Genomic DNA, 26,659 nt, shown 5'->3' with positions numbered 1-26,659 from the left:
GCTGGATCGCAGCCAACGGTACCCGCACGGGGATGAGAGGCGGATTCTTCAGGGCCGACTCGGTAGTGCGGCACGCGGTGGAGCGCGGTCTCGACCCGTGTGACCCCTAGCGCCAGAAGCGCGGGCGCTGTCTCGTATCGGCTCACCCGCCCACCCGACGCACACGGCCGCACGTGATGGCGCGGAGCAGGTCGAGCTGGGCTTGCGACGGGCGGCTGTCGCTGAGCCTGGACCCGAGCCCGGAGCCCGGAGCCGGAGCCGGAGCAGGAGCAGGAGCAGGAGCAGGAGCCCCGAGCCCCGAGCCCTGGGCCCGCGTCCGCGGAGACCTCGCACGACATCCCGACGCCCCCGCCACATCCGCCGATCCATGGTGCGGCACGCGGTGGAGTGCCGGTCTCGACCGGTGTGACCTCTGGCGCCAGAAGTGCGGGTACTGTCTCGTATCGGCTCACCCACCCACCCGACACACACGGCCGCACGTGATGGCGCGGAGCAGGTCGAGCTGGGCTCGCGATGGGCGGCTGTCGCTGAGCCCGGAGCCCGGAGCCCGGAGCCCCGAGCCCCGAGCCCGTGCGCCCTGCGCTCGCGTCCCCGTACGCGGAGGCCTCGCACTGCATCCCGCCGCCGCCGCCACATCCGCCGATCAAGAGGCTCGCCCTGCCTGGCGCGGCCCGATCCCCGCTGTCGCCCCGTACCCCAAAAGAAACGGCGCCCGAAGGCGCCGTTTCCGGTCGTGCTGCACGCCTGATCTCAGGGCGCCGGGCGCTGGTCGGCCGGCCTTGCCGGCCGCCCTTGCGAGGCGAGCGGCCGCTGTCGGACTCACGCGCATCACGCGTGATCGAAGCCGCCTGCCAGAGCCCCTGCGAAAATGGGCGAGACGGGGTCCACAGCGTGTCCGCTCAGCGCGTCTTCCCGGCGACGATCACCACGTCCGCCGGGCGGCGGGCGAAGAGGCCGACGCTGACGACGCCGGGGATCTGGTTGAGGCGGTTCTCCAGGTCCACCGGATCGGCGATGCGCAGGTTGTGCACGTCGATGATCCAGTTGCCGTTGTCGGTGACGACGCCCTCGCGCCACGCCGGCTGGCCGCCGAGCCGGACGATGGCGCGGCCCACCAGGCTGCGGGCCATCGGGATGACTTCGATCGGAAGCGGGAACCGGCCCAGCACGTCCACCTGCTTGGCGGCGTCGATCACGCAGACGAAGCGCTCGGCCGCCTCGGCGATGATCTTCTCGCGGGTGAGGGCGGCGCCGCCGCCCTTGATCAGCCGGTTGTGCGGGTCGCATTCGTCGGCGCCGTCGACGTAGACCGGTACGGTACCGACGGCATTGAGGTCCATGACGTGGATGCCGTGCGCCCGCAGCCGCTCGGTGCTCTGTTCGGAGCTGGAGACGGCGCCGGCGATGTCGTGCCGTCGCGCCGCCAGGGCGTCGATGAAGAAGGCGACGGTGCTGCCGGTGCCGACACCGACCACGTCCCCGTCCTTCACGTACTGCATGGCCGCTTCCGCGGACAGGCGCTTCTCGTCGTCTTTGCTGAGGCTCATCGGGCTTCGGGTTCCAGGGAAAGGAGGTGCTTCCACTGCGCGGCGCTCACCGGGGCGACCGACAGGCGGCTGCCCTTGCGCAGCAGTTCGATCTCGCCGAGCCGTTCGGCTTCGGCACGGATGCGCTCCAGCGGGATCACGCCGCGGAGCCGGCGGACGAAGCGCACGTCCACCAGCCACCAGCGCGGTGCGTCCGGGCGGCTCTTGGGATCGTGGTACTTGCTCGCGGGATCGAACTGGGTCGGATCCGGATAGGCCTCGCCCACGACCTCGGCAACGCCGGCGATCCCGGGCACCTTCGTGTTCGAGTGGTAGAACAGCACGCCGTCGCCTGGCCGCATCGCCTCGCGCATGAAGTTGCGCGCCTGGTAGTTGCGGACGCCGGTCCAAGGCTCGACGCCGACCCGCTCGAGGTCGTCGATGGAGAAGTCGTCGGGTTCGGACTTCATCAGCCAGTAGCGCGGCATGGTGTCTCCGGGCGGAAGGGAAGCGCGCATTATCGCGTGAAGCCGCGGTCCGTCGCCCGTGCCGATGCGCCCCTCAGGCCGGGAGAATCAGCTCGCGCTCGGTGACCACGGCATCCAGGCGCACGTCCCAGGCCTCGGCGGGCACGGCCGCGATCTCCTGCTCGGCGAAGCCGACGCCCACCAGCCAGGGCGGGGCGCCGCTCTCCTGTCGGAAGGCGAAGGTGCGGTCGTACCAGCCGCCGCCGGTGCCGAGGCGGTTGCCGCGGCGGTCGAAACCGACCAGCGGCACCAGCACGGCGTGGAGTTCGGTCGCCTCCAGGCAGCTTGCGAGTTCGAGGTCCGGCTCCGGGATGCCGAAGCGGTTCGGCGTGACGCTGTCGCCGAAGCGCCAGGGCGCGAACACCAGGCGGCCCTCCGGGTGCAGGCGGGGCAGGCAGTACACCGCCCCCGCCGGCAGGAGGCCGAGGACCGCATGCAGCGGCAGCTCGCCGGCCACGGCCCAGTAGCCCGCGACGTAGCCGGGCTGCTGAAGGGCGGGGTGTGCCTGGAGGCGCTCGGCGACCGCCTGGGCGGCCTCGATGCGGGCCAGGGCCGGAAGGGCGGCGCGGGCGCTGCGGAGACGGCGCCGGAGCGCGTCGCGTTCGGACGGTGCGGGCTGTGGCGTCTGGTCCAACGGGCTCCCCGGCGGCGGTGGCGGTACGGCCGCCAGAAACGATGATGCGCCGCGTGGCCGTTCGGGCCGCGCGACGCATCGGGCATCAATGCATCCTCCGCCGTGGCGATGCGTACGCAACGACCTTGATCCCGAGGATCAGGTGGGAACGCGGCCGGCGTGCTCAGGCTTTCCGCACGTGGCGGACATGCACACGAACGCCGGTTACCGGGATCCCGTGGTCGTCATTAAGGGACAAGGCAAATGTTGGCGTACGCTGTCGGGCACAGCAGAGGATACGTGCGCAGTATAGCGCCGCAGGATTAAGCGGCGATCAACGGCCCGGGAGAACCTGCTCCAGCGTGCGCTCGACCTCGTCGACGGTGCGCGCGATCTCGCGGTCGCGGGCCTCGCTGGCGGTCTTCAGCTGCATGAACTCGTGCGCGAGGTTGAGCGCGGCCAGCACCGCCACGCGGTCGATGGTGACCATGCGGTTGCTGCCGCGGATCTCGCGCATGCGTGCATCCAGGAGCTGGGCCGCGGCGAGCAGGCCGTCGCGCTCCTCCGGCTGGCAGGCGACGAGGAAGTCGCGGTCGAGGATGCGGACGTTGACGGGATCGCTCATGCGTTGTCCTCGAGCGCCTTGAGGCGGTGGATCATGGCTTCCACCCGTGCGCGCGCCTGTTCGTTCTTGCTGACCAGCTGCGCGCGCTCGGCGATCAGCTGCTCCTGGCTGTGCCGCAGGCTGCGGTTCTCGTCGGCGAGGCGCCGGCACAGCTCCGCGAGCGCCGCGACGCGGGCGGTGAGGGTCTGCAGAGGATCGGCGGGCGGCTCGGTCATGGCGGGACGACGATAGGGGCGGGGGAAGCGGCCGGTCAATACGGGGCCGCAGCCTCAGTAGGGCGGCGGCACCGCGGCGATGGTCGAGGGTTGCCAGGTGTGCACGAAGGCCATGCAGCGCTGCGCGTCCAGCGGCTTCGACAGCCAGAAGCCCTGGATCTCGTCGCAGCCCTGCTCGCGCAGGTAGGCCAACTGGTCCTCGGTCTCGACGCCCTCGGCGATGACGTTGAGGCCCAGGGAGTGCGCCATGGTGATCACGGTCGCGGTGATGGCCTCGTCGTCCGGGTCGTGGGTGATGTCGCCGACGAACTCCTTGTCGATCTTGAGCGTGTCGATCGGCAGGCGCTTGAGGTAGATCAGCGAGGAGTAGCCGGTGCCGAAGTCGTCGATGGCCAGGCTGACGCCGATCTTGCGCAGCGCGTGCAGGGCCGCGGTGCTCTGCGCCGCGTTCGCCATCACCATGCTCTCGGTGACCTCCAGCTCCAGCCGCGAGGCGGGCACGCCGGTTTCCTGCAGGATCTCGGCGATGACCTCCGGCAGGTTGCCGCGCAGCAGCTGCAGGACCGACACGTTGACCGCCATCGCGATGTCGGTGAGCCCGTGCTGGCGCCAGCGCGCCAGCGCGGCGCAGGCCTCGCGCAGCACCCATTCGCCGATGCGCAGGATCTGCCCGCTCTCCTCGGCCAGCGGGACGAAGGTGGTCGGCGGGATCTCCCCCAGCTCCGCGCTGCACCAGCGCAACAGCGCCTCCACGCCGGTGATGCGGCCGTCGATCAGGGACAGGCGCGGCTGGAACACCAGCCGCAGCTCGTCGCGCTCCAGCGCCTTGCGCAGCGCGCTGGCGATGGTGGCGCGGCGGCGCGACTCCGCATCCATGGCCTCGGTGTAGAACTGGTAGGTGTTCCGGCCGAGCGCCTTGGCCTGGTACATCGCGGTGTCGGCGAACTTGATCAGCTCGGTGGGCGCGAGCCCGTGGTCGGGGTAGAGGCTGATGCCGACCGACGGGCTGATGGTCACGTCCTGCCGGTCGTCGATCTCCAGCGGGCGCGCGAAGGCCGCCAGCACGTCGGCCGCCACCGCCTCGGCGCCCGGCAGGTCCTCGATGTCCTCGATCACCACGGTGAACTCGTCCCCGCCGAGGCGCGCGACGGTGTCGGTGGTGCCGACCGTCTCCAGCAGGCGCGCCGCGGCCGACTTCAGGATGCGGTCGCCCGCGGCGTGGCCGAGCGAGTCGTTGATGTCCTTGAAGCGGTCGAGGTCGAGGAACAGCACCGCCACCCGCCGTCCGCGCCGGCGGGCGCGCACGATCGCCCGCGCCAGCCGCTCCGACAGCAGGGCCCGGTTGGGCAGGCCCGTGAGCGTGTCGTAGTTGGCGAGGTAGCGCAGCTCCTGCTCGGCGCGCTTCTTGTCGGTGATGTCCGAGAGCACGATCACGAAGTGGGTGCGCGCACCGGCCTCGTCGCACACCTCGGAGGCCTGCAGCCAGCACAGGAACTCCTCGCCGTCGCGGCGCCGCTGCCACATCTCCCCGGCCCAGTGGCCCTGGCGAACCAGCGCGTCGTGCATGCGCCGGTAGAAGCCGGCGTCGTGCTGCTGGCTGTCGAGCAGGCGGCTCGGGTGGCCCAGCGTCTGCGCCTCCTCGTAGCCGGTGATGCGGGTGAAGGCGGGATTGATCGCCACGAAGTGGAACTGCAGGTCCACCACGGCCACCGCCTCGTTCATGCTGCGCAGCACCTGCGAGGCGATGCGGCGCTCGCGTTCGTCGCGGCGCTCGGCGGTGATGTCGCGCGAGGTGCCGGCCACGCGCAGCGGGCGGTCCTCGGCGTCGCGCTCCACCACCTTGCCGCGCGAGCGGATCCACAGCCACTCGCCGCGGCGGTTGGCCATGCGCAGTTCGGCCTCGAAGCTGTCGCGCCTGCCGGCGAGATGCTCCTCCAGCGCCTGGGCGAGCGCGGTGCGGTCGTCCGGATGGACGAGTTCGCGCCAGGCGCTGCCCTGGAGCACCTCCTCGTGGCCCGCGTCGCGGCCCTGGCGGTGCAGGACGTCGCCCGCCACGTCGTAGCTCCAGAACTCGTCGCCCGAACCCCACAGCGCCAGCGCGTGCCGTTCCTCGCGGCGGCGCAGTTCGGCGAGCAGGGCCGCCTCGCGGCGTCGGCGGGTGCGCAGGATCCACCAGGCCGGCACCAGCAGGGCCAGCGCGCCGGCGACGAGGAGCGACGGGACGGCGACGCCGGCGTCCGCCGCCGAGGCGTCGGTGGCGCACAGGCAGAGACACAGCGCGAAGACGAGCCGGTGCGTCAGATTCGATGAACCGGCTGGGCGCGCCATGTGCGCACGCGACTCCGAAAGCGAGATGATCCCCCGCCGGGCAGTGTAGGGGGCCGCAGGAGGCCCCAACAAGTGGCGCCCGGCCGCGCTGCTACACTGCACGCCCCCCGCCCGACCCCGTCCCTGCGCCAGACCGTGACCGATTCCGATCTGCCCTCCCATCGTGCCGTCGCCGACGAGCTGTCCCTTCTCGGCGTGGCCGCCGAGCCCGCAGAGGTCCATGGGGCGCTCTCGGGGTTCCTGTGCGGTGGCGGGCGGGTGCAGGACCACTGGCTGGCCCAGCTCGAGCTGGAGGCCGAGCGCGCGCCCGCGCCCGACGGTGCCCTGGCGGCACTGCGGGCGGCCAGCGTGGCGCAACTGGAGGACCCGCAGTTCGGGTTCGTCCTGCTGCTGCCGGACGAGCGCGACGCGCTGGACCGCCGCGCCGAGGCGCTGCTGGGGTGGTGCCGCGGGTTCCTGGGCGGCTTCGGCCTGGCGGCGCCCTCGCCGGACCTTCTCTCGGAGGACGCGCGCGAGGCGCTGGACGACCTCGGCCGCATCGCCGGCTCGCGGCTCAGCTACGAGGACGCCGAGGGCGACGAGGGCGCGCTGCAGGAGGTGACGGAATTCGTCCGGGTGGCGGCGCTGCTGTTGCACGGCGACTGCGTCCTGGGGCCGCAGCACCGGCGGCGTCTGAACTAGCGGGACCATGGGCGCGAGCGGGGCAGGCATCCGTCCGGCGGAGTACGCGCGCCGGCGCCGCCAGCTGATGCGCATGGCCGGCGACGACGCCATCGTCGTCGTCCCGGCCGCACCCGAACGGGTGCGCAGCCACGACACGCTGTACCCGTATCGGCAGGACAGCGATTTCCTGTACCTGTGCGGGTTCGGCGAGCCGGACGCGGTGCTGGTGCTGGTGCCCGGCCGCGCGCACGGCGAGGTCCTGCTGTTCTGCCGCGAGCGCGACCCGGAGCGCGAGGCCTGGGACGGTCCGCGGCTGGGGCCGGACGCCGCGGTCGCACGCCTGGGTGTGGACGACGCGTTCCCGTTCGAGGACCTGGACGAGATCCTGCCGGGGCTGCTCGAGGGACGGGCGCGGGTCTACTACCACCTGGGCCGCGACACCGAGTTCGACCTCAAGCTGATCGGCTGGGTCAACCGCATCCGTACCCATGGCCGGCGCCGCGACGGCGGCAGCCACGAGTTCCTGGAGCTGGGCCACCTGCTCCACGAGTTCCGCCTGTTCAAGAGCCGCGACGAGGTACGCCTGCTGCGACGTGCGGCGGAGATCTCGGCCGAGGCGCACCTCGCGGCCATGCGCGCGGCGCGCACGGCGCAGCGGGAGTACGAGATCGAGGCGGCGCTGCAGTACGTCTTCCGGCGCCGGGGCGCGGTGGCGGCCTATCCGCCCATCGTCGGCGCGGGCGCCAATGCCTGCGTCATGCACCACGTCGCCAACGACGGCCCGGTGCGGCCCGGGGACCTGGTGCTGGTCGACGCGGGGGCGGAGGTCGCGGGCTATGCCGCCGACATCACCCGGACCTTTCCCGCCTCCGGGCGCTTCACCCGGCCGCAGGCCGCGCTCTACGCCCTGGTGCTGGCGGCGCAGCGCGCGGCGCTGGCCGAGGTGCGGCCCGGCCGGCCATGGAACGCGGTGCACGAGGCCGCCGTGCGGACCGTCACCGAGGGGCTGCTGCGGCTGGGCCTGCTGCAGGGCGGGCTGGAGGAGAACCTCGGCTCCGCGGCGTACCGGCGCTTCTACCCGCACAAGACCGGGCACTGGCTCGGCCTGGACGTGCACGACGTGGGCGACTACCGGATCGACGGCGAGTTCCGCGAACTGGAGCCGGGCATGGTCTTCACCGTCGAACCCGGCCTCTACGTGGCGCCGGACGACCGGAGCGTCGCGCCGCGGTGGCGCGGCATCGGCATCCGCATCGAGGACGACGTGCTGGTGATCGGCGACGGCTGCGAGGTGCTCACCGACGCCGTGCCGCGCGAGATCGAGGCCATCGAGGCGGCCATGGCGGGCTAGGCCCGCCGTGCGTTCCGGTGGTGGACCCTCCCCGGGTCAGGCGACCTCGGCGAAGGCGTCGCGGGTGAGGTTCTCCGGCGCCGCCTCGGTGCAGGCCACGTCGTCCTCGATCCTGACGCCGCCGTAGGGACGCAGGGCGTCGACCGCGTCCCAGTTCACCGCGGCGGCATGCGGGCCTTCGCGGAGACGGGCGAGCAGGGTGTCGATGAAGTAGAGGCCCGGTTCGATGGTCACGACCATGCCGGCCTCCAGCACCCGGGTCAGGCGCAGGAAGGGATGCCCGTCGGGACGTGCGATGCTGCCGCCGGTCTCGGCGGCGAGGAAGCCGCCGACGTCGTGCACCTGGAGCCCGATCAGGTGCCCGAGCCCGTGCGGGAAGAAGGTCGCGCTGACGCCGGTGGCCACCATGTCGGCCGGGTCCATGCGCACGATGTCGAGCGCGCGCAGGACGCCCGACAGGCGCAGGTGCGCCTCCAGGTGCAGGGCCTTGTAGTCGGCACCGGCGCGCACCGCGTCGCAGAGCGCGAGTTCCTCGCGCTCGACCGCGTCCACCAGGTCGGCGAAGACGCCGGGCTCGCGCGCCCAGGTGCGGGTGATGTCGGTGGCGTAGCCGAGGTGGTCGGCGCCGGCGTCGATCAGCAGCGAACGCGCGCGTGCCGGTGCCGTGGCCTGCTTGTACTGGTAGTGCAGGGTGGCGCCGTGCGCGTCCAGGCCGACGATGCTGCCGTACGGCAGGTCGAGGTCGCTGTGCGCGGTGGCCGCGAGGTAGGCGCGGTGGATGGCGTCCTCGGAGGCGCCGTCCAGGAAGGCCTGGCGGGCGGCGAGGTGGCCGGGCACGGCGCGGCGCTGCGACTGGCGCATCAATGCCAGCTCGTAGGGTGTCTTGAAGGCGCGGTGGTAGTGCAGGTGGTCGAGCACCGCCTGCGGGTTGTTCGGCTCGATGCCGGGCAGGGCGGCGTCGGCCTCGCCGATGACCGCGGCCCGGCCCTTCGGCAGGAGCGCGGCGGCCTCGTCCGGCGTGCGGATGACGCGGATGTCGAAGGCCTCGGTCCAGTACCCGCTGGGCGCGTCGGGCGGCAGGTGCCAGTAATCGTCGGGCTGGTAGTAGACCAGCAGCGGCGTCGAGCCCGGGGTGTAGGCGATCCAGCTGTGCGGGTGATGCACGAGCGGCGCCCAGTGGAGGAAATGCGGGTTGCTGCGGAAGGGATAGGCGTGGTCGTCGAGGAAGTGGTACTTCTCCACGCCTGCGGCGATCAGCAGGTGATCGAAGCCGCCGCGCTCGAGCGCGCGGTCGCACCGGGCCGCGAGCGTGCGGACGTGGTCGCGGTAGGCGGCTGCGGGTTCCTGGGGCATGGACGGCGTCCTCGAACGAAGGGAGCCGCCGATTGTGCCGCAAGGTGTCCGCGGGGATGCCGTGCCGGAAGCCCGGGGGCAGGCGGCGCCCGTCATCCGGAGCGCCGCGCGCCGCCCGGCCGCTACACGTACTGCCCGCCCGGTGCGTCGATCCAGGCCCTGACGTGGGCGACCGCGTCCGGGGCGATGTCGATGAAGCGGAAGCCGACCCAGAACTGACCCGGCGTGGAGGCGCTGTCGGACCAGAGCTGGTGGGCGCCCACCTCGAGCGTGCGGCGGACATCGCCCACCTCGAGGGTGAATCTGAACTGGTAGAGCGCGTCCTCGGTCAGGGGTGCGCCGCCGATGAGGAGCAGGCCGCTCTCGGACAGGTTGCCGATGCGCCCGACCTCCTCGCCCGTCATGGCGTCGCGCACGGCGATGGGATGCGCGGCGCTGCGGCGGCGACTGCGGCGGTACTCGTTCATGCGCCGGCACCCACCGGAACGCGCGCGGCGAAGGAGCGCAGGGCCGAGACGACCGCTCCCCAGGCGCGGTCGAGCAGGCTGCCGTCCTCGGCCGTCACCGGCCGAACCTGGCCGTTGGCCATGGCGCGGGCCAGCCAGTCCATGCCGTACTCGCCGACGCGCTGCCCGCGGTGGTTCACGAAGAGGGTGTTGCCGGTGACCGTGCTGAACCACGACAGGCGCCGCCGCACGCGATCGCCCTGCTGGTTGATCGCGAACTCGAACCAGGTGCCGAAGGGCAGCGCGCGCAGCTGCTCCAGGCAGGCCCGCTCGCGCGCGTCGAGCGGCGCGCCGAGGTCCGCCTGGTTCGCTGCCTCGCGATCCTCGCCCAGGCGTGCGCGGGCCTTGAGCTTCATCGCCAGCTCGGTGCGCGAGGCGCCGTCGTCGCCGCTCGCGCCGTCGGCGTCGGTGAGCCGCAGCGCGATGGCCTGCGCCTCGGCGTCGTGGTAGCCGACCTGCGCTAGCGCGTCCTCGATCCGCGCGCGCAGCGCCTCCGCGTCCGGGCCGGCGAGGCCGCGCCCGCCGCCGGCGGCATCGGCGGCGTCCGCGATCCGCTCGGCGATCCCGATCCTCTGTCTCCACTCCTCCGAGCCCTCGCCGTGGCGGAGGGCGGCCAGGGCCATCACGTCGGTCCAGGCCTGGCGCAGGAGGCTGCGGACGAAGCGCGGCAGCCGGCGGCCTTCCAGGACCTGCTCCAGCGTCTCGGCCGCGCGCAGGCGCGACAGCGCCATCTTCTCCTTGCCGCGCGCCGCGTCCACGTGCCGTCGCTCCGCGACCTCGGCCTTGCGCGCGAGGGTCTGCAGGTGCCCGCTCAGGTCGTCGGAAAGGGTCTGGAACAGCCCATCGTCGTCGTCGTACTCCGCGACCGCGCGGTCGACCACGGATTCGAGGCGCTGACCCAGGCTGCCGTCGGCGTCGTCCTCGGCCAGCCACATGCCGGACTCGGCGATGTTGTTGAGCATCTCGCGGGCGGGATGCGCGGGGCGGCTGAAGAAGCTCTTGTCGCGCAGCGCCACCCGCACCAGCGGCACCTGGAGCCTGGCGAGCAGGCCCGCGGCGGGCGAGTTCGGGCGCACGTCCTTCATGAGGTGCTCGAACAGCAGCCCGATCAGGTCGATGGTGTCGTTGTCCTCGTCCTCGAGCACGGGCGCGGCGGCGTCGCCGGCGGCCGCGCGCAGCTGCGCGAGCACGTCCTGCTTGATGCGCGGTATCGCGGTGCCGCTCCCGCCCGGCGGCGGCGCCTCGCGCTGCAGGCGCGCGAGCGCGGCCTGCAGGGTCTGCGCCGGGATCGGGCTGACGGGGCCTGCCGGCGGTGCGGCGGGTGGCGGCAGGTCGACCGCGGCCGCCAGTTGTCGCGCCGGGTCCTGGGCGAACTTGCCGATCAGCGCGCGCCGGCCCGCGAGGAGCTGGCGCAGCACGTCGAAGCTGGCGCTGGCGCCGGGGACCGTCGTCCACGCCGGCGGGGCTTCCGCCACCCGGGCGCCGGGCGCGGCGTCGGCATCGCGCGGCGCCCGGCGGTCGCGCGCCGCGGGCCGCGCGCGGACCGGCACGAAGCGCAGGGTCGGCAGCACGCCCTGTTCGCACAGCCAGGCGTTCGCGGACTCGACGAAGGCGGGATAGGCGGGCATGGCCTGGCGTTCGAACACGCGCAGCAGCAACAGCCTCGCGTCGACGTCGATGCCCAGGCAGTCGCTGGTGGCGTGCAGCATCCGGCACAGGCGGTGCGGCCCGATGGGCAGGGTCTCAGCGTCGTAGGCCGGGCGCGCGGCGAGCACGCCGAAGCGCTGGCCCAGCAGGTAGACCTGGAGCGCGGCGCGGTTCTCGGCGCGCGCGCCGATCTCGCGCAGCACGGTGCTCTCGTCGATCTCGCGGGTGTCCACCAGCGCGAGCTCCCCGACCGACGGCGGGCGCGGCTGGCCCTGCGCGGGCGCCGCGGCGGGCGCGCTGCGGATCGTGGCGAGGGCGTCCTCCAGCGCGATCAGGTAGCGCGGGAGCAGGTCGGCGCGGTTACGCCGGACCATGCGCTGGGTCTCGAAGTAGGCGGCCTGCTCGGCGGCGTTGCGCGACTGCTCGGCGAGCTTGAACAACTGCTGCTCGAAGTCGGCCAGCGTGGCGTTGAGGCCGCGCTCGACCTCGTCGGCCGCCAGCTCCAGCAGGCCCAGCAGGATGCGCCGCACCCGGTCGGGCAGGCACTGCGAGACGATCGTCGCCGAGCCGTGCTCCGCCGACGGCCTCGGGAATGCAGACGACATGGCCATGAGTTTTTCGTGTTTCCCCTGAGGCCCGCGGGGCGGGCCGGCCCCGATCATAGGCGCTGGCCCGCCGCTTGTGCAGCAGCCTCCGCCTAGCGGTTCGCCTGCGGCGTCCAGCGCAGGCTCAGCAGGCCGCTGCGCCCGGGCGTGGCGTAGCCGGCCGCCCAGGCGTAGTCCTTGTCGGTCAGGTTCTCGATGCGCGCCTGCAGCGTCCATGCGGGCGCCGGTCGCCAGGCCAGGCGCAGGTGGGCCAGCGTGAAGCCGCCGAGGCGGGTCGAGACGTCGTCGCGATTCCCGGTGTGGTCGAGGTCGAACCCGAACTCGAATGCCGCCCCCACGGTGCGCGAGATGCTCGCGTGCGCGCTCCGACCGGCGCGGCGCAGCAGGCGCGCGCCGGTGGCGGCGTCCTCCGTCCGCAGCCAGGTCGCGTTGGCGTCGAGCCGCCACGGGCCCTGCCGCCACGCGTAGTCGAGCTCCACGCCGTCGATCTCGGCGCGGGCGACGTTCACCGCCTGGAAGTCCTCGCCCGCGAAGGCGACGAGGTCGTCGACGCGGCTGCGGTAGGCCGTGGCGCTCACGCGCTGGCCGGCGGGCAGGAGGAGATCGGCCCCGGCCTCGACCGTGCGCGAACGCTCCGGCGCCAGGTCCGGATTGCCCGCGTAGCCGTAGCCGAAGTCCGGATAGTAGAGCTCGTTGAAGTTCGGCGCACGGAAGCCTTCGCCCCAGCTCAGCCGCGTGCGCAGGCGTTCGTTCGCCTGCCAGCCCCAGGCGGCGCTGCCGGTGGTCGCACCGCCGAACTGGCCGTTGTCGTCGTGGCGCGCGAAGGCCTCGAGCCGGTGCGCCCCGAAGGTGCCGCTCCAGCCGAGGAAGCCCGCCGCGTTGCGGCGGCTGCGGTCGAACACGGTGCCGCTGAAGGCGTCGAGCGAGGCTCCGTGCTCGTGCTGCCAGGCGAGGCCCGCGCTCACGGTCTGGTCCGGCGTCGCTGCGAGCGTGTTGACCCAGTCCAGGCTCTCGCGCCGGCTGGCGAAACGGCTGCCGTAGACGGGCGTGGAGAGGTCGTCGCGGCTCTGGCCGATGCTCAGGCTGTGGTTCCAGGCCGCGGTGGGCGCGCCGGCGAGCGTGAGGCCGCCGGTGCGATGCTCGGCACGGGTCTCCCCCTGGTCGAACTCGACGTCCGCATCGGTGGCCAGCAGGACCGCGCCGAGCGTGTGCGTCGCGCCCAGCCGCGTGCGTCCCTGCAGCCCGAGGCTGCGGTTGCGGTATCCGTCGTCGTCGGGATCGTGGCCGGGGCCGAAGCCGGGGTGGGTGGCCGAGAAGCCCCGCAGGCGGTCGTAGCCCGCGGTGATGCCGAAGCCGTGTTCGCGGTCGCCGATGCCGAAGCCGGCGCTGGCGCCGGCGCGGCCGTGGCTGCCGGCGTGCACCCGCGCATGCTGGCCGGGCGCGCGGGTGAAGACGTGGACGACGCCGCCGATGGCGTCGGAGCCCCAGAGCGCGGCGCGCGGGCCGCGCACGATCTCGATGCGCTCGATCTGCTCCAGCGGCAGGTGGGCGAAGTCGAAGCCGCCGCTGTTGGTGGAGGCGACGCGTATCCCGTCCACCAGGACCAGGGCGTGGTTGGAGTTGCCGCCGCGCAGGAAGACGGTGCTGGCCGAGCCGGGCCCGCCGGTCCGGGCGATGTCGATGCCCGCCTGCCGTCCGAGGAGGTCGATGAGGTCGGGCGCCTGGCTTGCCTCGATGTCGGCGCGCTCGATCAGGGTGACCGAGGCCAGCGCCTCGTCGACCGTCTGCGCGCGTCGCGCGGCGGTGACCACGATGCGGTCCAGGGTGGCCGCGTCCGTCGCGAGCGCGAGGGGCGCGGGCGGCAGGCAGGCGAGGGCGATCAGGGCGGCGGGCAGGCGGTGGTGCATCGGTTCTCCAGAGCGATGAAGCGCAGCGGAGGAACGCTCGCACGGGCGCGCCGGCGCGCCCGACGCGCGCCGCCTGCGGTCCCGCTGGGTCGCCCTCCGCGACGCGCCGGTGACGCCCGCGGTCGTGCAGGGCGTACCGCAGGCCGGTCTCCGGGCTCGCCGCCTGCACCCGGAGGTGCGCCGGCCGCCTTCCCGCGCCCTTGGGGCGCAGTGGCATCTCGACCGGAGTGGAGCGACTTACCGTTGCGGGGGCAGCGCCGGATTCGAACCGGCTTCCCGAGCACCTGCGGCGGCGCGGAGTTTAGGGCATGGCGGGGGCGCTGGGGCGGCGCGCCTGGGACGCTGCCGCCGGGCGGGCGCAACGGTCGGCGTGGCCGGGCGGGGCCGGTCGTTCCGCCTGCGTGGGCGGGCGCAACGTCCAGGAGCGGTGCCGTGCGTCTTCGCCTGGAGGACCGCCGCTGCTGCGGAGGCGTGAGCCGGACGGCGCGGGAAGCGGGGGCGGCGACGCGTCTCCGTTTCCCGCCCTCGCCTCACTCTTCGTCGCCGTAGAACTTGATCCCGATCTTGATCCGCTCGCGGCCCTGCGCCCGGCGGTGCCGGTTGGTGTCGCGCAGCGAGTAGACGCAGCCGCAGTACTCCTGCTGATAGAAGCGCTCGCGCTTGGAGATCTCGATCATGCGCGCCGCGCCGCCACCCTTGCGCCAGTTGTAGTCCCAGTAGGTCATGCCCTCGTAGCGGCTGGCCGCGCGCACGCCGCAGTCGTTGATCTGGGCCATGTTCTTCCAGCGCGAGATGCCCAGCGAGCTGGAGATCACCTTGAAGCCGTGCTCGTGGGCGTAGAGCGCGGTGCGCTCGAAGCGCATGTCGAAGCACATGGTGCAGCGGATGCCGCGTTCCGGCTCGTCCTCCATGCCCCGGGCGCGCGCGAACCAGTTGTCGGTGTCGTAGTCGGCGTCGACGAAGGGCACCCCGTGCTTCTCGGCGAAGCGGATGTTCTCCTCCTTGCGCAGGAGGTACTCCTTCACCGGGTGGATGTTGGGGTTGTAGAAGAAGATCGTGTAGTCGATGCCGGAGGCGGTGATCGCCTCCATCACCTCGCCCGAACACGGCGCGCAGCACGAATGCAGCAGCAGCCTGTCGTGGCCGTCGGGCAGGGTGAGCTTCTCGCGAACGAACTCGGTCATGGGTCGGCGGGCGGCGCGCGGGCGCCGCAAGGTGGAGCGGGGCCGGCGATTATCCGCCACCCGGCCGTGCCGCGCATGTCGACGCTGAACGCCGCGGAGACGCGAGGCCGGCTGCGCCCCGGGATGCGGGAGCGACCGTGACAGTCCATGCCCGCGCCGCGCGGACCGGATCGCGCGGCGGAGCCGCTCCTGCGCAGGCCGATGCGAAGACGCCGGCACGTGGCCGGCGTCCTCGGGGTCCTGCGGGAGGGCGGCCTTACTGGCCCTTGGCCTCCGCGTAGCGCCGCGCCACTTCCTTCCAGTCGATGACGTTGTAGAACGCCGCGATGTAGTCCGGGCGGCGATTCTGGTACTTCAGGTAGTAGGCGTGCTCCCACACGTCCATGCCGAGGATCGGCGTGTTGCCGGAACCGATACCCTTCATCAGCGGGCTGTCCTGGTTGCCGGTGTGCTCGACGGCGAGCTTGCCGGAGGCATCCGTCACCAGCCAGGCCCAGCCGCTGCCGAAGCGGGCGACGCCCGCGGCGGTGAAGGCTTCCTTGAACTTCTCGAAGCCGCCCAGGTCGCGGTCGATGGCCGCGGCCAGCTCGCCCTCCGGCTGGCCGCCGGCGTTCGGCGCCATCACCTGCCAGAACAGGCTGTGGTTGGCGTGGCCGCCGCCGTTGTTGCGCACCGCGGTGCGGATCTTCTCGGGCAGGGCGTCGATGTCGGCGATCAGCTGCTCGATCGGGCGGTCGGCGAACTCGGTGTCCTTGACCGCATCGTTGAGCTTGTCGACGTAGGTCTTGTGGTGCCTGGAGTGGTGGATCTCCATGGTCTGCGCGTCGACGTGCGGCTCGAGCGCGTCGTAGGCGTAGGGGAGGTCGGGAAGGGTGTATGCCATGGGAGTCTCCTTCTTGTGTGGCGGCCGCGCAGCGGCGTGGCCGGCCATGATAGGCGTCGATGTCGCGGGCGGGAGTGACGATATCCGCACGCAGTGTCTGGGGACGCGCCGGCCGGAGGACAAGCCGGCGCGGGGATCACGCCTTCGGCGCGACCAGCCTGACCACGCTGGAGAAGTCCAGCCCGCCGTTGCCGGCCTTGCTGTTCATGGCGTAGAGGTTGCGCGCCAGCTCGCCCAGCGGCACCGGCGTTCCCGACTGCATGGCGGCCTCCACCGCGAGCCCGAGGTCCTTGAGCATGAGGTCGTTGCCGAAGCCGCCGGTGTAGCCGCGCGTGGCGGGCGCGGTCTCGATGACGCCCGGCCACGGGTTGCACACCTCGGTGGCCCAGCTGCGGCCGGTGGAGACGGCCATCATGTCGGACAGCACCTTCGGGTCGAGCCCGTTGGCGACGCCGAGGGCGATGGCCTCGCCGGTGACCGCCATGATCACGCCGAGCGCCATGTTGTTGCAGAGCTTGGCGACCTGGCCGGCCCCGTTGCCGCCGACGTGGAAGACGTTCCTGCCCATGGCCTGCAGGTAGGGGCGCGCGCGCTCCAGCGCCGCGGCGTCGCCGCCGACGATGAAGGTGAGGGTGCCTGCGGTCGCGCCGGCGACGCCGCCGGAGACCGGCGCGTCGAGCATCGCCAGCCCGCGCGCGGCGGCCGCCTCGGCGACCTTGCGTGCGGAGGCCGGCGCGATGGTGCTGCTGTCGATCAGCAGCGCGCCCTCGGCGATCCGGGGCAGGATGCCGTCGTCCCCGAGGTAGAGGCCCTCGACGTGGCGGCTGGCCGGCAGCATCGAGATGACGACCTCGGCGTCGGCGACGGCCTCGTGGGCGGAGCCGGCGGCCGTGGCGCCGGCGGCGACGGCGGCGTCGATGGCCGCCTGCACCAGGTCGAAGACGTGGACGTCGTGGCCGGCCCTGGCGAGGTTGGCGGCCATCGGGCCGCCCATGTTGCCGAGGCCGATGAAGGCGATGCGGGTCATTGCTCTCTCCGGTTGGGTGCGGGCGGCGCCGGAACGCCGCCGGCGGTCACTCCGCGCCGAGGTCGGCGAGCGGATGGTCGGTCTGGCCCCAGGGGCTGTCGAAGAAGCGCGCGGCCCAGGCGGCGTCCGCGGCATCCAGCGTGGCCGGGTTCCAGCGCGGCGACTGGTCCTTGTCCACCAGCAGGGCGCGGATGCCCTCGGCGAAGTCCCCGTGCGCCGCGCAGTGCAGGGCCACCACCGCCTCCAGCCGGAACACCTCGGCCAGCGACAGCAGGCGGCAGCGGCGCTGCAGTTCCCAGGCGAGCCGCGCGGAGCCGGGTGCGCCCTTGGCCAGCGTGGCACGGGCCCGGTCGAGCCAGGCGTCGCCCTCGGGCAGGGCCTGGATGGCCGCGACGACCTCGTGCAGGGAGGCGTGCAGGCAGGCGTCGCGCACGGCGTCGAAGTGCGTGCGCAGCGGGCCCGGCGCGGGCGCGGCCGGCGCATGCGCGCGCAGCACGCCGGTGAGGCGCGCGGCGTCGGCATCCGGCCGTCGCGTCCACTCCACGGCGGCGAGGGCCGCGAACACCTCGTCCTTGCGGGCCTGCTCCACGAGGTGGTCGGCCAGCCCCAGGAACAGCGCGTCGGCCGCGTTGACCTGCGCGCCGGTGAGCGCGAGGAACAGGCCGGTGCGCGCCGGCAGGCGGCTCAGGACCCAGCTGCCGCCGACGTCGGGGAACAGGCCGATGCCGATCTCGGGCATGGCCAGCCGCGAAGCCTCCGTCACCACGCGGTGGCTGGCGCCGGCCATGAGGCCCATGCCGCCGCCCATGACGATGCCGTGGCCCCACACGAGCACGGGCTTGGGGTAGGTGTGGATGCGGTAGTCGAGCCGGTACTCGCGCTCGAAGAAGTCGCGCGCATACGCGTTGGCCAGCACGTCTCCGGGCCGCTCCGCGCGCTGGGCCTGCATCGCGCGGTAGAGCGAATGCAGGTCGCCGCCGGCGCAGAAGGCCTTCTCGCCGGCGCCCTGCAGCACCACCACCGCGACGCCCTCGTCCGCGGCCCAGGCGTCCAGCCGCTCTGCGAGCAGGTCCACCATCGCCAGCGACAGCCCGTTGAGCGTCTTCGGCGCGTTGAGGGTGGCGATGCCGATGCGCGCACCGCCGCCGGCGGCGCGCTCCTCGAACAGGACGGGGGCCTCGGTCGCCTCGTTCATGCGTTCTTCCACTGCGGCGGACGCTTCTCGAGGAAGGCGTTCACGCCCTCGACTTGGTCCTGGGTGTCGAACAGCTGCAGGAAGTACTCGCGCTCCAGCTCCAGCCCGCGTGCCGGATGGCCGTCGCGGGTGTGCTGGATGAGCTTCTTGCTGGCCGCCACCGAGGACGGGCTCTGGCGGTCGACCTTGGCCGCCAGCGCCAGCGCCGCCTCCAGCGCGCCGCCGGTCGGGACCACCTCCTCGACCACGCCGATGCGCAGCGCGGTCTGTGCGTCGATGCGCTCGCCGCAGAGGATCAGGCGCTTCGCCCAGCCCTCGCCGACGAGGGCGGTCAGGTTCTGGGTGCCGCCGCCACAGGGCAGCAGGCCGACCGTGGCCTCGGGCAGGGCGACCTGGGCCTGCTCCTCGATGATGCGGATGTCGCAGGCCAGGGCGCACTCCAGGCCGCCGCCCATGGCGTAGCCGTTGATCGCCGCGATGGACACGCCGCGGAAGGCCGACAGCGCCTCGAACGCCTCGCCGAAGGCCTCGGCCACCGGCCGCGCGGCCTCCTTGTCGCCGGAGGCGAACTGCTTGAGGTCGGCGCCGGCGGAGAAGAACTTCTGGCCCTGGCCGGTGATCACCAGGCTGTAGACCTCGCGGTTCGCGTCGAGGTCGGCGACCAGCCGCGCCAGCGCCTTCAGGCTGTCCCGCGTCCAGGTGTTGGCGGGCGGGTTGTCGATGGTGACGAGTGCGGTGTGGCGGCGGATCTCGAGCCGGAGGTTCTGGTAGTCGCTCATCGGATGTCCTCGTCGTTCTTGAGCAGCGCGCGGGAGACGATCACGCGCATGATCTCGTTGGTGCCTTCCAGGATCTGGTGCACGCGCACGTCGCGCAGCAGGCGCTCGATCGGGTACTCGCGGATGTAGCCGTAGCCGCCGTGCAGCTGCAGCGCCTCGTTGACGATCCTGAAGCCCGCATCGGTGGCGAACGCCTTGGCCATGGCGCAGTAGGTGGTGGCGTCGCGCCGGCCCGAGTCCAGCCGCGAGGCAGCGAGCCGCACCATCTGGCGCGCCGCGGTGAGCTGGATCTGCATGTCGGCCAGCTTGAACTGCAGCGCCTGGAACTCGGAGAGGTTCTTGCCGAACTGCTTGCGCTCGCCCATGTAGCGGCGCGCCGCGTCGAGTGCGCCCTGGGCGGCGCCGACCGAGCAGGTGGCGATGTTGATGCGGCCGCCGTCGAGGCCCTTCATCGCGATCTTGAAGCCGTCGCCTTCCTCGCCCAGCAGGTTTTCCAGCGGGATGCGCACGTTCTCGAAGGTGATGCCGCGGGTGGGCTGCGAGTTCCAGCCCATCTTCTCTTCCTTGCGGCCGTAGGTGATGCCCGGGGCGTCGGCCGGCACCACGAAGGCGCTGATGCCGCCGGCGCCGGCGGTGCCGGTGCGCGCCATCACCACCAGCACGTCGGTCGCGCCCGCGCCGGAGATGAAGGCCTTGGAGCCGTTGAGGACGTAGCCGTCCTCGTCCTTGTCCGCGCGCGTCTTGAGCGAGGCGGCGTCGGACCCCGAACCCGGCTCGGTCAGGCAGTACGAGGCCAGCTTCTCGCCGGCGGTGAGCTGCGGCCCCCAGTGCTCGCGCACCGGCTGCGTGGCCCACTTGCCGATCATCCACGTCGCCATGTTGTGGATGGTGATGAAGGCGGCCGTGGACGGGTCGACCGCGGCCATCTCCTCGAACACCAGCGCCGCGTCGAGGCGGGGCAGGCCGAGGCCGCCGATGTCCTCGGCCGCATACAGGCCGCAGAAGCCCAGCTCGCCGGACTTCTTGATGGTCTCGACCGGGAAGATGCCCTTGGCGTCCCACTCGGCCGCATGCGGCGCCAGCTCGGCCAGCGCGTAGTCGCGCGCGGCCTGCTGGAAGGCGCGCTGCTCTTCGGAAAGCTCGAAATCCAAGACCCGCTCCTTACTTCAGGCTGATGGTGGTGTTCACGCCGTGGCCGAGCGTCTCGTCGTCGAACCAGCGCGCGGTGACCGTCTTAGTCTGGGTGTAGAAGGTGACCACCTGCTTGCCGTACGGGCCGAGGTCGCCGAGCTTGGAGGCGCGCGAGCCGGTGAAGGAGAACAGCGGCACCGGCACCGGGATCGGCACGTTGATGCCCACCTGGCCGACGTCGATCTCCTCCTGGAAGCGGCGCGCGGCGGCGCCGGACTGGGTGAAGATCGCCGTGCCGTTGCCGTTCGGGTTGGCGTTGATGATCTCGATGGCCTCGTCCAGCGTCTCGGCCTCGAGGAGCACCAGGACCGGCCCGAAGATCTCCTCGTCGTAGATCGCCATGCCCGGCTTCACGCCGGAGAAGATGGTCGGGCCGATGAAGTTGCCCTTCTCGTAGCCGGGGACGCTGACGTCGCGGCCGTCGAGCTCGAGCGTCGCGCCCTGGCGCACGCCGGTCTCGATCAGGCCCTTGATGCGCGCGTGCGCCGCGCAGGAGATGACCGGGCCGACGTCGGTCCCGGCCTCGGTGCCGGCGTTGACCTTGAGCGTCTTCGCCTTCTCGACCAGCTCCGGGATCCATTCGCGCGCCTCGCCCACCAGCACCGCGGTGGAGGCCGCCATGCAGCGCTGGCCGGCGGCGCCGAACGCCGCGCCGACCATGGCGTTGAGGGTCTGCTCCTTGTTCGCGTCCGGCATGACGACGGCGTGGTTCTTGGCGCCCATCATGCACTGCGCGCGCTTCCCGGCCAGGGTGGCGCGGTTGTAGACGTGCGTACCCACCTTGGTCGAGCCGACGAAGGAGACGGCCTTGATGTCCGGGTGGTCGCAGATCGCGTTGACCACGTCGGGGCCGCCGTGCACGACGTTGAGCACGCCCTTCGGGATGCCGGCCTCCAGCGCGAGCTCCACCAGGCGCATGGTGACCATCGGGTCCTGCTCGGACGGCTTGAGCACGAAGGTGTTGCCGGTGGCGATGGCCATCGGGAACATCCACAGCGGGATCATCGCCGGGAAGTTGAACGGGGTGATGCCCGCGCACACGCCCAGCGGCTGCAGGAGGGTGTAGGTGTCGACGCCGTTGGCGACGTTGTTCGCCAGCTCGCCGAGCTGGAGGTTGCCGATGGCCGCGGCGTGCTCGACCACCTCGAGCCCGCGGAACACGTCGCCCTCGGCGTCCGGCAGGGTCTTGCCCTGCTCGGCGGTGAGGATGGCGGCGAGCTCCTTCATGTGCTCGCGGATCAACTGCTGGTACTTCAGGAAGATGCGGGCGCGCGCGCCGATCGGGGTCTTGCGCCAGGTCCTGAAGGCGGCCTGCGCGCTGGCGACGGCGGCGTCGACCTCCTCCGCGGTCGCGAAGGGCACGCGCGCGAGCACGGCCTGGGTCGCCGGGTTCACCACGTCGCGCCATTCGGTGGTCTTGGACTCGACGAACTCGCCGTCGATCAACAGCTTGACGGTCGGGGTGTCGGTCGGGCGGGAATCGCTCATGGGGGTCTCCGGGTTCTCGGCTCGTGCAGGGCCGGCGCGCGGCCGGCCGGTCGGGAGGGTGCGCGCGGCGGGGGCCGCGTCGGCGAAGCGCCGGGGGCGCGCGGAAGGCGCGGGGCCGGGCAAAGCCCCGGAAGTGTATTGAGCGCGCCGCTCCGCGTATTGCTGCGCTGCAGCGCAAGCCGGCCCGCGGCGCCTGCCGCGGGCCTCAGGCGAAGGTCAGCCCGAGCACGATCACCGCGCCGGTCGCCACCAGCAGCATCAGGCAGTAGCCCATGATGTCGCGGATGCGCAGGCCGGCGATGGCGAGCAGGGGCAGGGCGAAGAAGGGTTGCAGCAGGTTGGTCCAGGCGTCGCCCCAGGCGATCGCCATGACCACCCGGGGCAGGTCCGCGCCGAGCGCCTCGGCGGTCGGGATCATCACCGGCGCCTGCACCGCCCACTGGCCGCCGCCGGAGGGGATGAACATGTTCACCAGTCCGGCGGACAGGAAGGTCCACAGCGGCAGCGTGTCGGCCGTCGCGAACGACGCGAACGCCTGCGAGATGGTCGTGGCCAGCCCCGACTCCACCAGGATCGCCATGATCCCGGCATAGAAGGGGAACTGGACGACGATGCCCCCGGCACCGGAGATGCCTTCCTTCAGCGCCGCGAGCAGGCGCGCCGGGGTGCGGTGCAGGAGGATGCCGAGCATCAGGAAGGCGAAGTTCACGATGTTGAGGTTGAGCCCGCCGCCGTCGGCGAAGTGCAGCGCGAGGAAGGCGAGGCCGGCGAGGCCGACGGGGAGCGACAGCATCCAGTGGTGCTCCATCCAGTCCGCCGGCGTCGGTGCCTGCGGCGCCGGTTCGGCGGGCGCCTCCTCCTCCGGGCGGAACACCACCGTGTCCTCCGGGCGCGGGGTCATCGCCCGGGTCAGCAGCGGCACCACGATGGCGAGCGCCGCGAGGATGGCGAGGTTGAAGCCCGAGAACAGCGTCGCCGAGGTCGGGATCAGGCCGGTCGCGGCCTCGAAGGTGTGGCCGGGCGTGGCGACGGTGAGCGGCACCGAGCCGGAGAGCCCGCCGTGCCAGACGATGAAGCCGCCGTAGGCCGAGGCCACCAGCAGGCGGTAGTCCACCTCGACCCGGCGCGCGACCTCGCGCGCGAACAGGGCGCCCACCACCAGGCCGAAGCCCCAGTTGATCCAGTTCGCCGCGATCGACACCAGGGTCACCAGCACCACGGCGTTGCGCGGCTGGCCGGCGAAGCCCGCCAGCCAGCGCAGCAGGCGGGCCACCGGCGGCGTCTTGGCGAGGATGAAGCCGGTGACCAGCACCAGCACCATCTGCATCGAGAACTCGAGCAGCCTCCAGAAGCCGCCGCCCCACATCCGCACCAGGTCCAGCGGCGCGGTCTGCTGGACCGTCAGCGCGCCGACCGCGGCCAGCATCGTGAAGACGAGGACGAAGACGTAGGAGTCGGGCAGGTAGCGCTCGACGATGCGCACCGAGGCCCGGGTCATGCGCTGGAACATCGGGAAGCTCCGACCGGAAGGACGCGGAACGATAGCCGCATCCTCCGCCCGCGCGTGCTAGACATTCGTCGTCGCCGATGCCCGGAGCCCGCCATGCCCTTCTCCACGCCCGACCTGTGCGATGCGCATCCCGACGCGCTGCGCGTGATGGATGCGGTGTTCGCAGACTTCGGCGGCCGTCGCGCCTTCTTCGGCCGGGTGGTCACCGTCGCCTGCTTCGAGGACAACACGCGGGTGCGCGAGCGGGTCATGGCGCCGGGCGAAGGGCGCGTGCTGGTCGTGGACGGCGGCGGTTCGCGCCGTCGCGCCCTGCTGGGCGACCGGCTCGCGCGCGCGGCGGTCGACAACGGCTGGGCGGGCCTGGTCATCCACGGCTGCGTCCGCGACGTGGAGATCCTCGCCACCCTCGACCTCGGCATCCGCGCCCTCGGCGCGCACCCCATGAAGACCGACAGGCGCGGTCTCGGCGAGATCGACGTGCCCGTCGCCTTCGCCGGGGTGCGCGTGCTGCCGGGCGACTGGCTCTACGCGGACGGCAGCGGGATCGTGGTGGCGGATCGCCCGCTGCCGCCCTGAACCCTGCGGGCGCCCGGGCTGGCACGGAGAGACAAGCGGGGCTGCAGCATCGGCGCGAACACCGCCTTCATCAACCTGTACGGCGCCGCGCCGGATCCGTGCGCTCCACCACAGATCCGGGCGCGCGGCCGCCGTTCGTCGTGAACTCACATCTTCCCGTTTGACCTCGGGTTCCGGTGTGCGAAGGGTCTTCGCCGTCGCCCGTGGATGTCGGCGGGGCGCGGCTTCCGCCGCGTCCGCGGCCGTCGTGCGTGCCGGAGCTGTTGCGGGCGACATGGAGCCGCCGCTGCGCGGCATAGCGACCACCCCAGAGACAAGGAAGAAGAACCATGATCAAGAAGTCCGTGCTTGCCTTTGCCATCGCCCTGGCCGTCGGTGCCGCCGATCCCGTCGAGGGAGCCGAGCTGCGTCGCGTGGAGAACCCGATCAAGGGGCAGTACATCGTCGTCTTCAACCCGGACGCGGTGCGCAGCCACCATCTCGGCGACCGCGCGTCCGTGTCGGCCGCCCGCGGCGCCGACGAGGCGGCGATCCAGGCCGAGCTCACCGCTGCGGTGGAGACCGCCGCGGTGGACCTCGCCAGCCGCTTCGACCTCGCCGTGGAGACGCTCTACAGCCACGCCATCCAGGGCCTCGCCGTGCGCGCGTCGGAAGACGGGATCCAGCGCCTGCTGCAGGACCCGCGCGTGGAGTTCGTCGAGGAGGACGGCCACGTCTACCTCGATGCCACCCAGACCGGCGCCACCTGGGGCCTCGACCGTGTCGACCAGCGCGACCGTCCGCTCAACGGCACCTACGTCTACGACGGCACCGCGAGCAACGTGCGCGCCTACGTCATCGACAGCGGCATCCGCGCCAGTCACGGCAACTTCGGCGGGCGCGTGCTGTCCGGCATGACCGCGATCAACGACGGTCGTGGCACCAACGACTGCAACGGCCACGGCACGCATGTGGCGGGCACCATCGGCGGCTCGACCTGGGGCGTGGCCAAGGCCGTGCGCCTGGTGCCGGTGCGGGTCTTCGGCTGCAGCGGCGGCAGCGCGAACTCCACCATCATCGCCGGCATCGACTGGGTGCGCGCCAACCGCGTGCTGCCGGCGGTCGCCAACATGAGCCTGGGCGGAGGCGCCTCGACCGCGACCGACAACGCCACCAACAACCTGATCAACAGCGGCGTCACGGTGGTGGTGGCGGCGGGCAACAACAACGCCAACGCCTGCAACTACTCGCCGGCCCGGGTGAGCGCGGCGATCACGGTCGGCTCCACCACCTCGAGCGACGCACGCTCCTCGTTCTCCAACTACGGCAGCTGCGTGAACATCTTCGCACCCGGCAGTTCGATCACCTCGGCCTGGCACACCAGCAACACCGCCAGCAACACCATCAACGGCACCTCGATGGCCGCGCCGCACGTGGCCGGCGCGGCGGCGCTGTATCTCGGCAGCAATCCCTCGGCCAGCCCGGCGACGGTACGCACCGCGATCTACAACAACGCGACGACCAACCGGCTCAGCGGCATCGGCTCGGGGTCGCCGAACCGGCTGCTGTATACGCGATAGGAACCGCGTGCCATGGCGGGAGGGCGGCGCCTGCGCGCCGCCTTCCCGCTTCGCCCTGCGGGTCGCTTCGGCCATCGCGGGCGGAGCCGTGCCCGCGCCGCGATGCGCTCAGAGGAACAGCGTCATCGCGTCGTTGGCGAAGCGGCGGCCGTGCTCGGTCGGCACCACCCGCGCGCCGTCCTGCCGGATGTAGCCTGCGACGACGGCCTTCGCCAACGGTGCCGCGATGGCCTCCCGCGACAGGCCGGTGCGCACCTCGAAGTCGCCGAGGTCGAAACCCTCCACCAGGCGCAGCGCGTTGAGCATGTACTCGAACGGCCGCGCCGCGGGAGCGACGGCCTCGTCGCCGCCGATCCGCGCGTCCGTCGCCGCGTCCCGCAGGTACGCCGCCGGGTGCTTCTGCTTCCAGCGCCGCAGGATGCGGCCGTCGCTGCCCGTGCTGAGCTTGCCGTGGGCGCCGGCGCCGATGCCGAGGTAGTCGCCGTAGCGCCAGTAGTTGAGGTTGTGCGCGCACTGCCGCCCGTCGCGCGCATAGGCCGAGGTCTCGTACTGCGCGTAGCCGTGCGCGGCGAGCTGCGCCTGGCAGCGCTCCTGCATGGCCCAGGCCGCATCGTCCTCGGGGATGCCCGGCGGCGGCTTCGCGAAGAACAGGGTGTTGGGCTCCAGCGTGAGCTGGTAATGGCTGATGTGCGCGGGCTCCAGCGCGAGGGCGCGCGCGAGGTCGCGCTCGGCCATCGCCACGTCCTGTCCCGGCAGGGCGTACATCAGGTCGAGGTTGATGTTGTCGAAGCCGGCCGCCTGCGCCAGGCGCACGGCCTGTTCGGCCTGCGCCGCATCGTGGATGCGGCCGAGGCGCGCCAGGCAGCCGTCGTCGAAGCTCTGGATGCCGAAGGACAGCCGGTTGACGCCCGCCGCGCGGTAACCGTCGAAGCGACCGTGCTCGGCCGTCCCGGGATTGGTCTCCAGCGTCACCTCCGCGTTCGGTGCGAAGCGCAGGCGTGCGGCGGCGGCGTCGAGAATGCGGCCGATGGCCTCGGGCGGGAAGAGGCTCGGCGTGCCGCCGCCGAAGAACACGCTGTGCACGGTGCGTCCCCACACCAGGGGCAGGTCCTGCTCGAGGTCGGCGATCAGCGCGTCCACGTAGGCGTCCACCGGCAGCGCGCCCTTCTGGCCGTGCGAGTTGAAGTCGCAGTAGGGGCACTTCCGCACGCACCATGGAATGTGCACGTAGAGCGAGAGCGGCGGTGGAATCAGGGTGGGGGCGGGCATGGAAGGGCCAGGAGCATGGGCGGTGGACACGTTCGAGGCGACGCGGGCCTGCGCGAGGCTGGATCTCCCGACGGCGCGCCGGCCCGTCGCAGGCTGCAGGCCGGGAGTCTGCGGCCGCGCAGCCGGCGCTGC

Annotated in this window: 23 protein-coding genes, 1 other RNA gene and 1 riboswitch; of the genes, 4 read left to right on the top strand and 20 right to left on the bottom strand. The window is 72.5% G+C overall.

The window, feature by feature from the left end; all coding sequences use genetic code 11:
* Window positions 1–899: 899 nt before the first annotated feature.
* The 7 genes from rpiA to ACFO3Q_RS07495 form a co-directional block, all read right to left on the bottom strand.
* Window positions 900–1,547 carry a ribose-5-phosphate isomerase RpiA gene (rpiA, locus tag ACFO3Q_RS07525; protein ID WP_377004031.1) on the bottom strand — a complete coding sequence of 216 codons (648 nt, stop codon included), beginning with the start codon at window positions 1,545–1,547 and terminating at the stop codon, window positions 900–902.
* The gene (locus ACFO3Q_RS07520) at window positions 1,544–2,014 is read right to left on the bottom strand and encodes an EVE domain-containing protein (protein ID WP_377004030.1); all 471 of its coding nucleotides are present in this window, start codon (window positions 2,012–2,014) and stop codon (window positions 1,544–1,546) included. Before ACFO3Q_RS07520 ends, rpiA begins: the two co-directional genes overlap by 4 nt.
* Before the next feature lie 73 nt (window positions 2,015–2,087).
* Entirely contained in the window at window positions 2,088–2,687 is a 600-nt protein-coding gene (locus ACFO3Q_RS07515; protein ID WP_377004029.1) for a 5-formyltetrahydrofolate cyclo-ligase, read from the bottom strand.
* 90 nt (window positions 2,688–2,777) lie between these two features.
* Window positions 2,778–2,965, bottom strand: a non-coding RNA gene (gene ssrS / locus ACFO3Q_RS07510) — 6S RNA.
* Between the two features lie 35 nt (window positions 2,966–3,000).
* Complete coding sequence (locus ACFO3Q_RS07505; protein WP_377004028.1) at window positions 3,001–3,291, bottom strand: cell division protein ZapA; 291 nt, start codon at window positions 3,289–3,291, stop codon at window positions 3,001–3,003.
* The gene (locus ACFO3Q_RS07500) at window positions 3,288–3,506 is read right to left on the bottom strand and encodes a TIGR02449 family protein (RefSeq protein ID WP_377004027.1); all 219 of its coding nucleotides are present in this window, start codon (window positions 3,504–3,506) and stop codon (window positions 3,288–3,290) included. Before ACFO3Q_RS07500 ends, ACFO3Q_RS07505 begins: the two co-directional genes overlap by 4 nt.
* A gap of 54 nt (window positions 3,507–3,560) precedes the next feature.
* Entirely contained in the window at window positions 3,561–5,834 is a 2,274-nt protein-coding gene (locus ACFO3Q_RS07495) for a putative bifunctional diguanylate cyclase/phosphodiesterase (RefSeq protein WP_377004026.1), read from the bottom strand.
* 135 nt (window positions 5,835–5,969) lie between these two features.
* Between ACFO3Q_RS07495 and ACFO3Q_RS07490 the strand changes: the two genes are divergently transcribed.
* A complete protein-coding gene (locus tag ACFO3Q_RS07490) occupies window positions 5,970–6,515 on the top strand; it encodes a UPF0149 family protein (RefSeq protein WP_377004025.1) in 546 nt (181 codons plus the stop codon).
* A 7-nt stretch (window positions 6,516–6,522) separates the two neighbouring features.
* The gene (locus ACFO3Q_RS07485) at window positions 6,523–7,848 is read left to right on the top strand and encodes an aminopeptidase P N-terminal domain-containing protein (RefSeq protein ID WP_377004024.1); all 1,326 of its coding nucleotides are present in this window, start codon (window positions 6,523–6,525) and stop codon (window positions 7,846–7,848) included.
* Window positions 7,849–7,884: 36 nt separating this feature from the next.
* Here the strand turns inward: ACFO3Q_RS07485 and pepQ are convergent, their stop codons facing one another.
* The 12 genes from pepQ to ACFO3Q_RS07425 all read right to left on the bottom strand — a co-directional run bounded on the left by pepQ (window position 7,885) and on the right by ACFO3Q_RS07425 (window position 23,123).
* Window positions 7,885–9,201 carry a Xaa-Pro dipeptidase gene (gene pepQ, locus ACFO3Q_RS07480; protein WP_377004023.1) on the bottom strand — a complete coding sequence of 439 codons (1,317 nt, stop codon included), beginning with the start codon at window positions 9,199–9,201 and terminating at the stop codon, window positions 7,885–7,887.
* A gap of 122 nt (window positions 9,202–9,323) precedes the next feature.
* Complete coding sequence (locus tag ACFO3Q_RS07475; RefSeq protein WP_377004022.1) at window positions 9,324–9,668, bottom strand: PilZ domain-containing protein; 345 nt, start codon at window positions 9,666–9,668, stop codon at window positions 9,324–9,326.
* Window positions 9,665–11,959 (bottom strand): DUF1631 domain-containing protein, encoded by a 2,295-nt coding sequence (locus ACFO3Q_RS07470; protein WP_377004021.1) that lies wholly within the window; start codon window positions 11,957–11,959, stop codon window positions 9,665–9,667. The genes ACFO3Q_RS07475 and ACFO3Q_RS07470 overlap by 4 nt, the downstream gene beginning before the upstream one ends.
* A gap of 92 nt (window positions 11,960–12,051) precedes the next feature.
* On the bottom strand, window positions 12,052–13,866 hold the full coding sequence (locus ACFO3Q_RS07465) for a TonB-dependent receptor domain-containing protein (protein ID WP_377004020.1): 1,815 nt from the start codon (window positions 13,864–13,866) through the stop codon (window positions 12,052–12,054).
* A 124-nt stretch (window positions 13,867–13,990) separates the two neighbouring features.
* Window positions 13,991–14,170, bottom strand: a riboswitch (cobalamin riboswitch).
* Window positions 14,171–14,396: 226 nt separating this feature from the next.
* A complete protein-coding gene (locus ACFO3Q_RS07460) occupies window positions 14,397–15,050 on the bottom strand; it encodes an epoxyqueuosine reductase QueH (protein WP_377004019.1) in 654 nt (217 codons plus the stop codon).
* Between the two features lie 256 nt (window positions 15,051–15,306).
* The gene (locus ACFO3Q_RS07455) at window positions 15,307–15,933 is read right to left on the bottom strand and encodes a superoxide dismutase (protein WP_377004018.1); all 627 of its coding nucleotides are present in this window, start codon (window positions 15,931–15,933) and stop codon (window positions 15,307–15,309) included.
* A gap of 136 nt (window positions 15,934–16,069) precedes the next feature.
* Window positions 16,070–16,960 (bottom strand): 3-hydroxyisobutyrate dehydrogenase, encoded by an 891-nt coding sequence (gene mmsB / locus ACFO3Q_RS07450; RefSeq protein ID WP_377004017.1) that lies wholly within the window; start codon window positions 16,958–16,960, stop codon window positions 16,070–16,072.
* Between the two features lie 46 nt (window positions 16,961–17,006).
* Entirely contained in the window at window positions 17,007–18,155 is a 1,149-nt protein-coding gene (locus ACFO3Q_RS07445) for an enoyl-CoA hydratase/isomerase family protein (protein WP_377004016.1), read from the bottom strand.
* The gene (locus ACFO3Q_RS07440; protein WP_377004015.1) at window positions 18,152–18,934 is read right to left on the bottom strand and encodes an enoyl-CoA hydratase; all 783 of its coding nucleotides are present in this window, start codon (window positions 18,932–18,934) and stop codon (window positions 18,152–18,154) included. The genes ACFO3Q_RS07445 and ACFO3Q_RS07440 overlap by 4 nt, the downstream gene beginning before the upstream one ends.
* Window positions 18,931–20,085: an acyl-CoA dehydrogenase family protein gene (locus ACFO3Q_RS07435; protein WP_377004014.1), complete on the bottom strand. Its 1,155-nt coding sequence runs from the start codon at window positions 20,083–20,085 to the stop codon at window positions 18,931–18,933. The genes ACFO3Q_RS07440 and ACFO3Q_RS07435 overlap by 4 nt, the downstream gene beginning before the upstream one ends.
* Before the next feature lie 10 nt (window positions 20,086–20,095).
* Window positions 20,096–21,613, bottom strand: a complete 1,518-nt coding sequence (locus ACFO3Q_RS07430; RefSeq protein ID WP_377004013.1) for a CoA-acylating methylmalonate-semialdehyde dehydrogenase — start codon at window positions 21,611–21,613, stop codon at window positions 20,096–20,098.
* Between the two features lie 205 nt (window positions 21,614–21,818).
* Entirely contained in the window at window positions 21,819–23,123 is a 1,305-nt protein-coding gene (locus tag ACFO3Q_RS07425) for a short-chain fatty acid transporter (RefSeq protein ID WP_377004012.1), read from the bottom strand.
* Between the two features lie 93 nt (window positions 23,124–23,216).
* On the opposite strand from ACFO3Q_RS07425, the gene rraA reads away from it, so the two are divergent.
* Window positions 23,217–23,699 carry a ribonuclease E activity regulator RraA gene (rraA, locus tag ACFO3Q_RS07420; protein ID WP_377004011.1) on the top strand — a complete coding sequence of 161 codons (483 nt, stop codon included), beginning with the start codon at window positions 23,217–23,219 and terminating at the stop codon, window positions 23,697–23,699.
* A gap of 329 nt (window positions 23,700–24,028) precedes the next feature.
* Complete coding sequence (locus ACFO3Q_RS07415) at window positions 24,029–25,258, top strand: S8 family peptidase (RefSeq protein ID WP_377004010.1); 1,230 nt, start codon at window positions 24,029–24,031, stop codon at window positions 25,256–25,258.
* A 108-nt stretch (window positions 25,259–25,366) separates the two neighbouring features.
* Here ACFO3Q_RS07415 and hemW read toward each other — a convergent pair whose 3' ends face one another.
* Window positions 25,367–26,527, bottom strand: a complete 1,161-nt coding sequence (gene hemW, locus ACFO3Q_RS07410) for a radical SAM family heme chaperone HemW (protein WP_377004009.1) — start codon at window positions 26,525–26,527, stop codon at window positions 25,367–25,369.
* Between the last annotated feature and the right edge of the window lie 132 nt (window positions 26,528–26,659).

The sequence above is a fragment of the Coralloluteibacterium thermophilum genome, assembly GCF_042654365.1.
Taxonomy (GTDB): Bacteria; Pseudomonadota; Gammaproteobacteria; order Xanthomonadales; family Xanthomonadaceae; genus Coralloluteibacterium; species Coralloluteibacterium thermophilum.
The sequence above is the reverse complement of the archived record's forward strand: the minus strand, read 5'-3'. Positions and strand labels throughout refer to the sequence as shown.

Coding starts and splice junctions, on each gene's coding strand:
- rpiA (WP_377004031.1), bottom strand. CDS start 1,547: ATGAGCCTCAGCAAAGACGACGAGAAGCGCCTGTCCGCGGAAGCGGCC.
- mmsB (WP_377004017.1), bottom strand. CDS start 16,960: ATGACCCGCATCGCCTTCATCGGCCTCGGCAACATGGGCGGCCCGATG.
- ACFO3Q_RS07425 (WP_377004012.1), bottom strand. CDS start 23,123: ATGTTCCAGCGCATGACCCGGGCCTCGGTGCGCATCGTCGAGCGCTAC.
- ACFO3Q_RS07485 (WP_377004024.1), top strand. CDS start 6,523: ATGGGCGCGAGCGGGGCAGGCATCCGTCCGGCGGAGTACGCGCGCCGG.
- ACFO3Q_RS07465 (WP_377004020.1), bottom strand. CDS start 13,866: ATGCACCACCGCCTGCCCGCCGCCCTGATCGCCCTCGCCTGCCTGCCG.
- rraA (WP_377004011.1), top strand. CDS start 23,217: ATGCCCTTCTCCACGCCCGACCTGTGCGATGCGCATCCCGACGCGCTG.
- ACFO3Q_RS07470 (WP_377004021.1), bottom strand. CDS start 11,959: ATGTCGTCTGCATTCCCGAGGCCGTCGGCGGAGCACGGCTCGGCGACG.
- ACFO3Q_RS07495 (WP_377004026.1), bottom strand. CDS start 5,834: ATGGCGCGCCCAGCCGGTTCATCGAATCTGACGCACCGGCTCGTCTTC.
- hemW (WP_377004009.1), bottom strand. CDS start 26,527: ATGCCCGCCCCCACCCTGATTCCACCGCCGCTCTCGCTCTACGTGCAC.
- ACFO3Q_RS07500 (WP_377004027.1), bottom strand. CDS start 3,506: ATGACCGAGCCGCCCGCCGATCCTCTGCAGACCCTCACCGCCCGCGTC.
- ACFO3Q_RS07460 (WP_377004019.1), bottom strand. CDS start 15,050: ATGACCGAGTTCGTTCGCGAGAAGCTCACCCTGCCCGACGGCCACGAC.
- ACFO3Q_RS07440 (WP_377004015.1), bottom strand. CDS start 18,934: ATGAGCGACTACCAGAACCTCCGGCTCGAGATCCGCCGCCACACCGCA.
- ACFO3Q_RS07455 (WP_377004018.1), bottom strand. CDS start 15,933: ATGGCATACACCCTTCCCGACCTCCCCTACGCCTACGACGCGCTCGAG.
- ACFO3Q_RS07415 (WP_377004010.1), top strand. CDS start 24,029: ATGATCAAGAAGTCCGTGCTTGCCTTTGCCATCGCCCTGGCCGTCGGT.
- ACFO3Q_RS07475 (WP_377004022.1), bottom strand. CDS start 9,668: ATGAACGAGTACCGCCGCAGTCGCCGCCGCAGCGCCGCGCATCCCATC.
- pepQ (WP_377004023.1), bottom strand. CDS start 9,201: ATGCCCCAGGAACCCGCAGCCGCCTACCGCGACCACGTCCGCACGCTC.
- ACFO3Q_RS07520 (WP_377004030.1), bottom strand. CDS start 2,014: ATGCCGCGCTACTGGCTGATGAAGTCCGAACCCGACGACTTCTCCATC.
- ACFO3Q_RS07445 (WP_377004016.1), bottom strand. CDS start 18,155: ATGAACGAGGCGACCGAGGCCCCCGTCCTGTTCGAGGAGCGCGCCGCC.
- ACFO3Q_RS07505 (WP_377004028.1), bottom strand. CDS start 3,291: ATGAGCGATCCCGTCAACGTCCGCATCCTCGACCGCGACTTCCTCGTC.
- ACFO3Q_RS07430 (WP_377004013.1), bottom strand. CDS start 21,613: ATGAGCGATTCCCGCCCGACCGACACCCCGACCGTCAAGCTGTTGATC.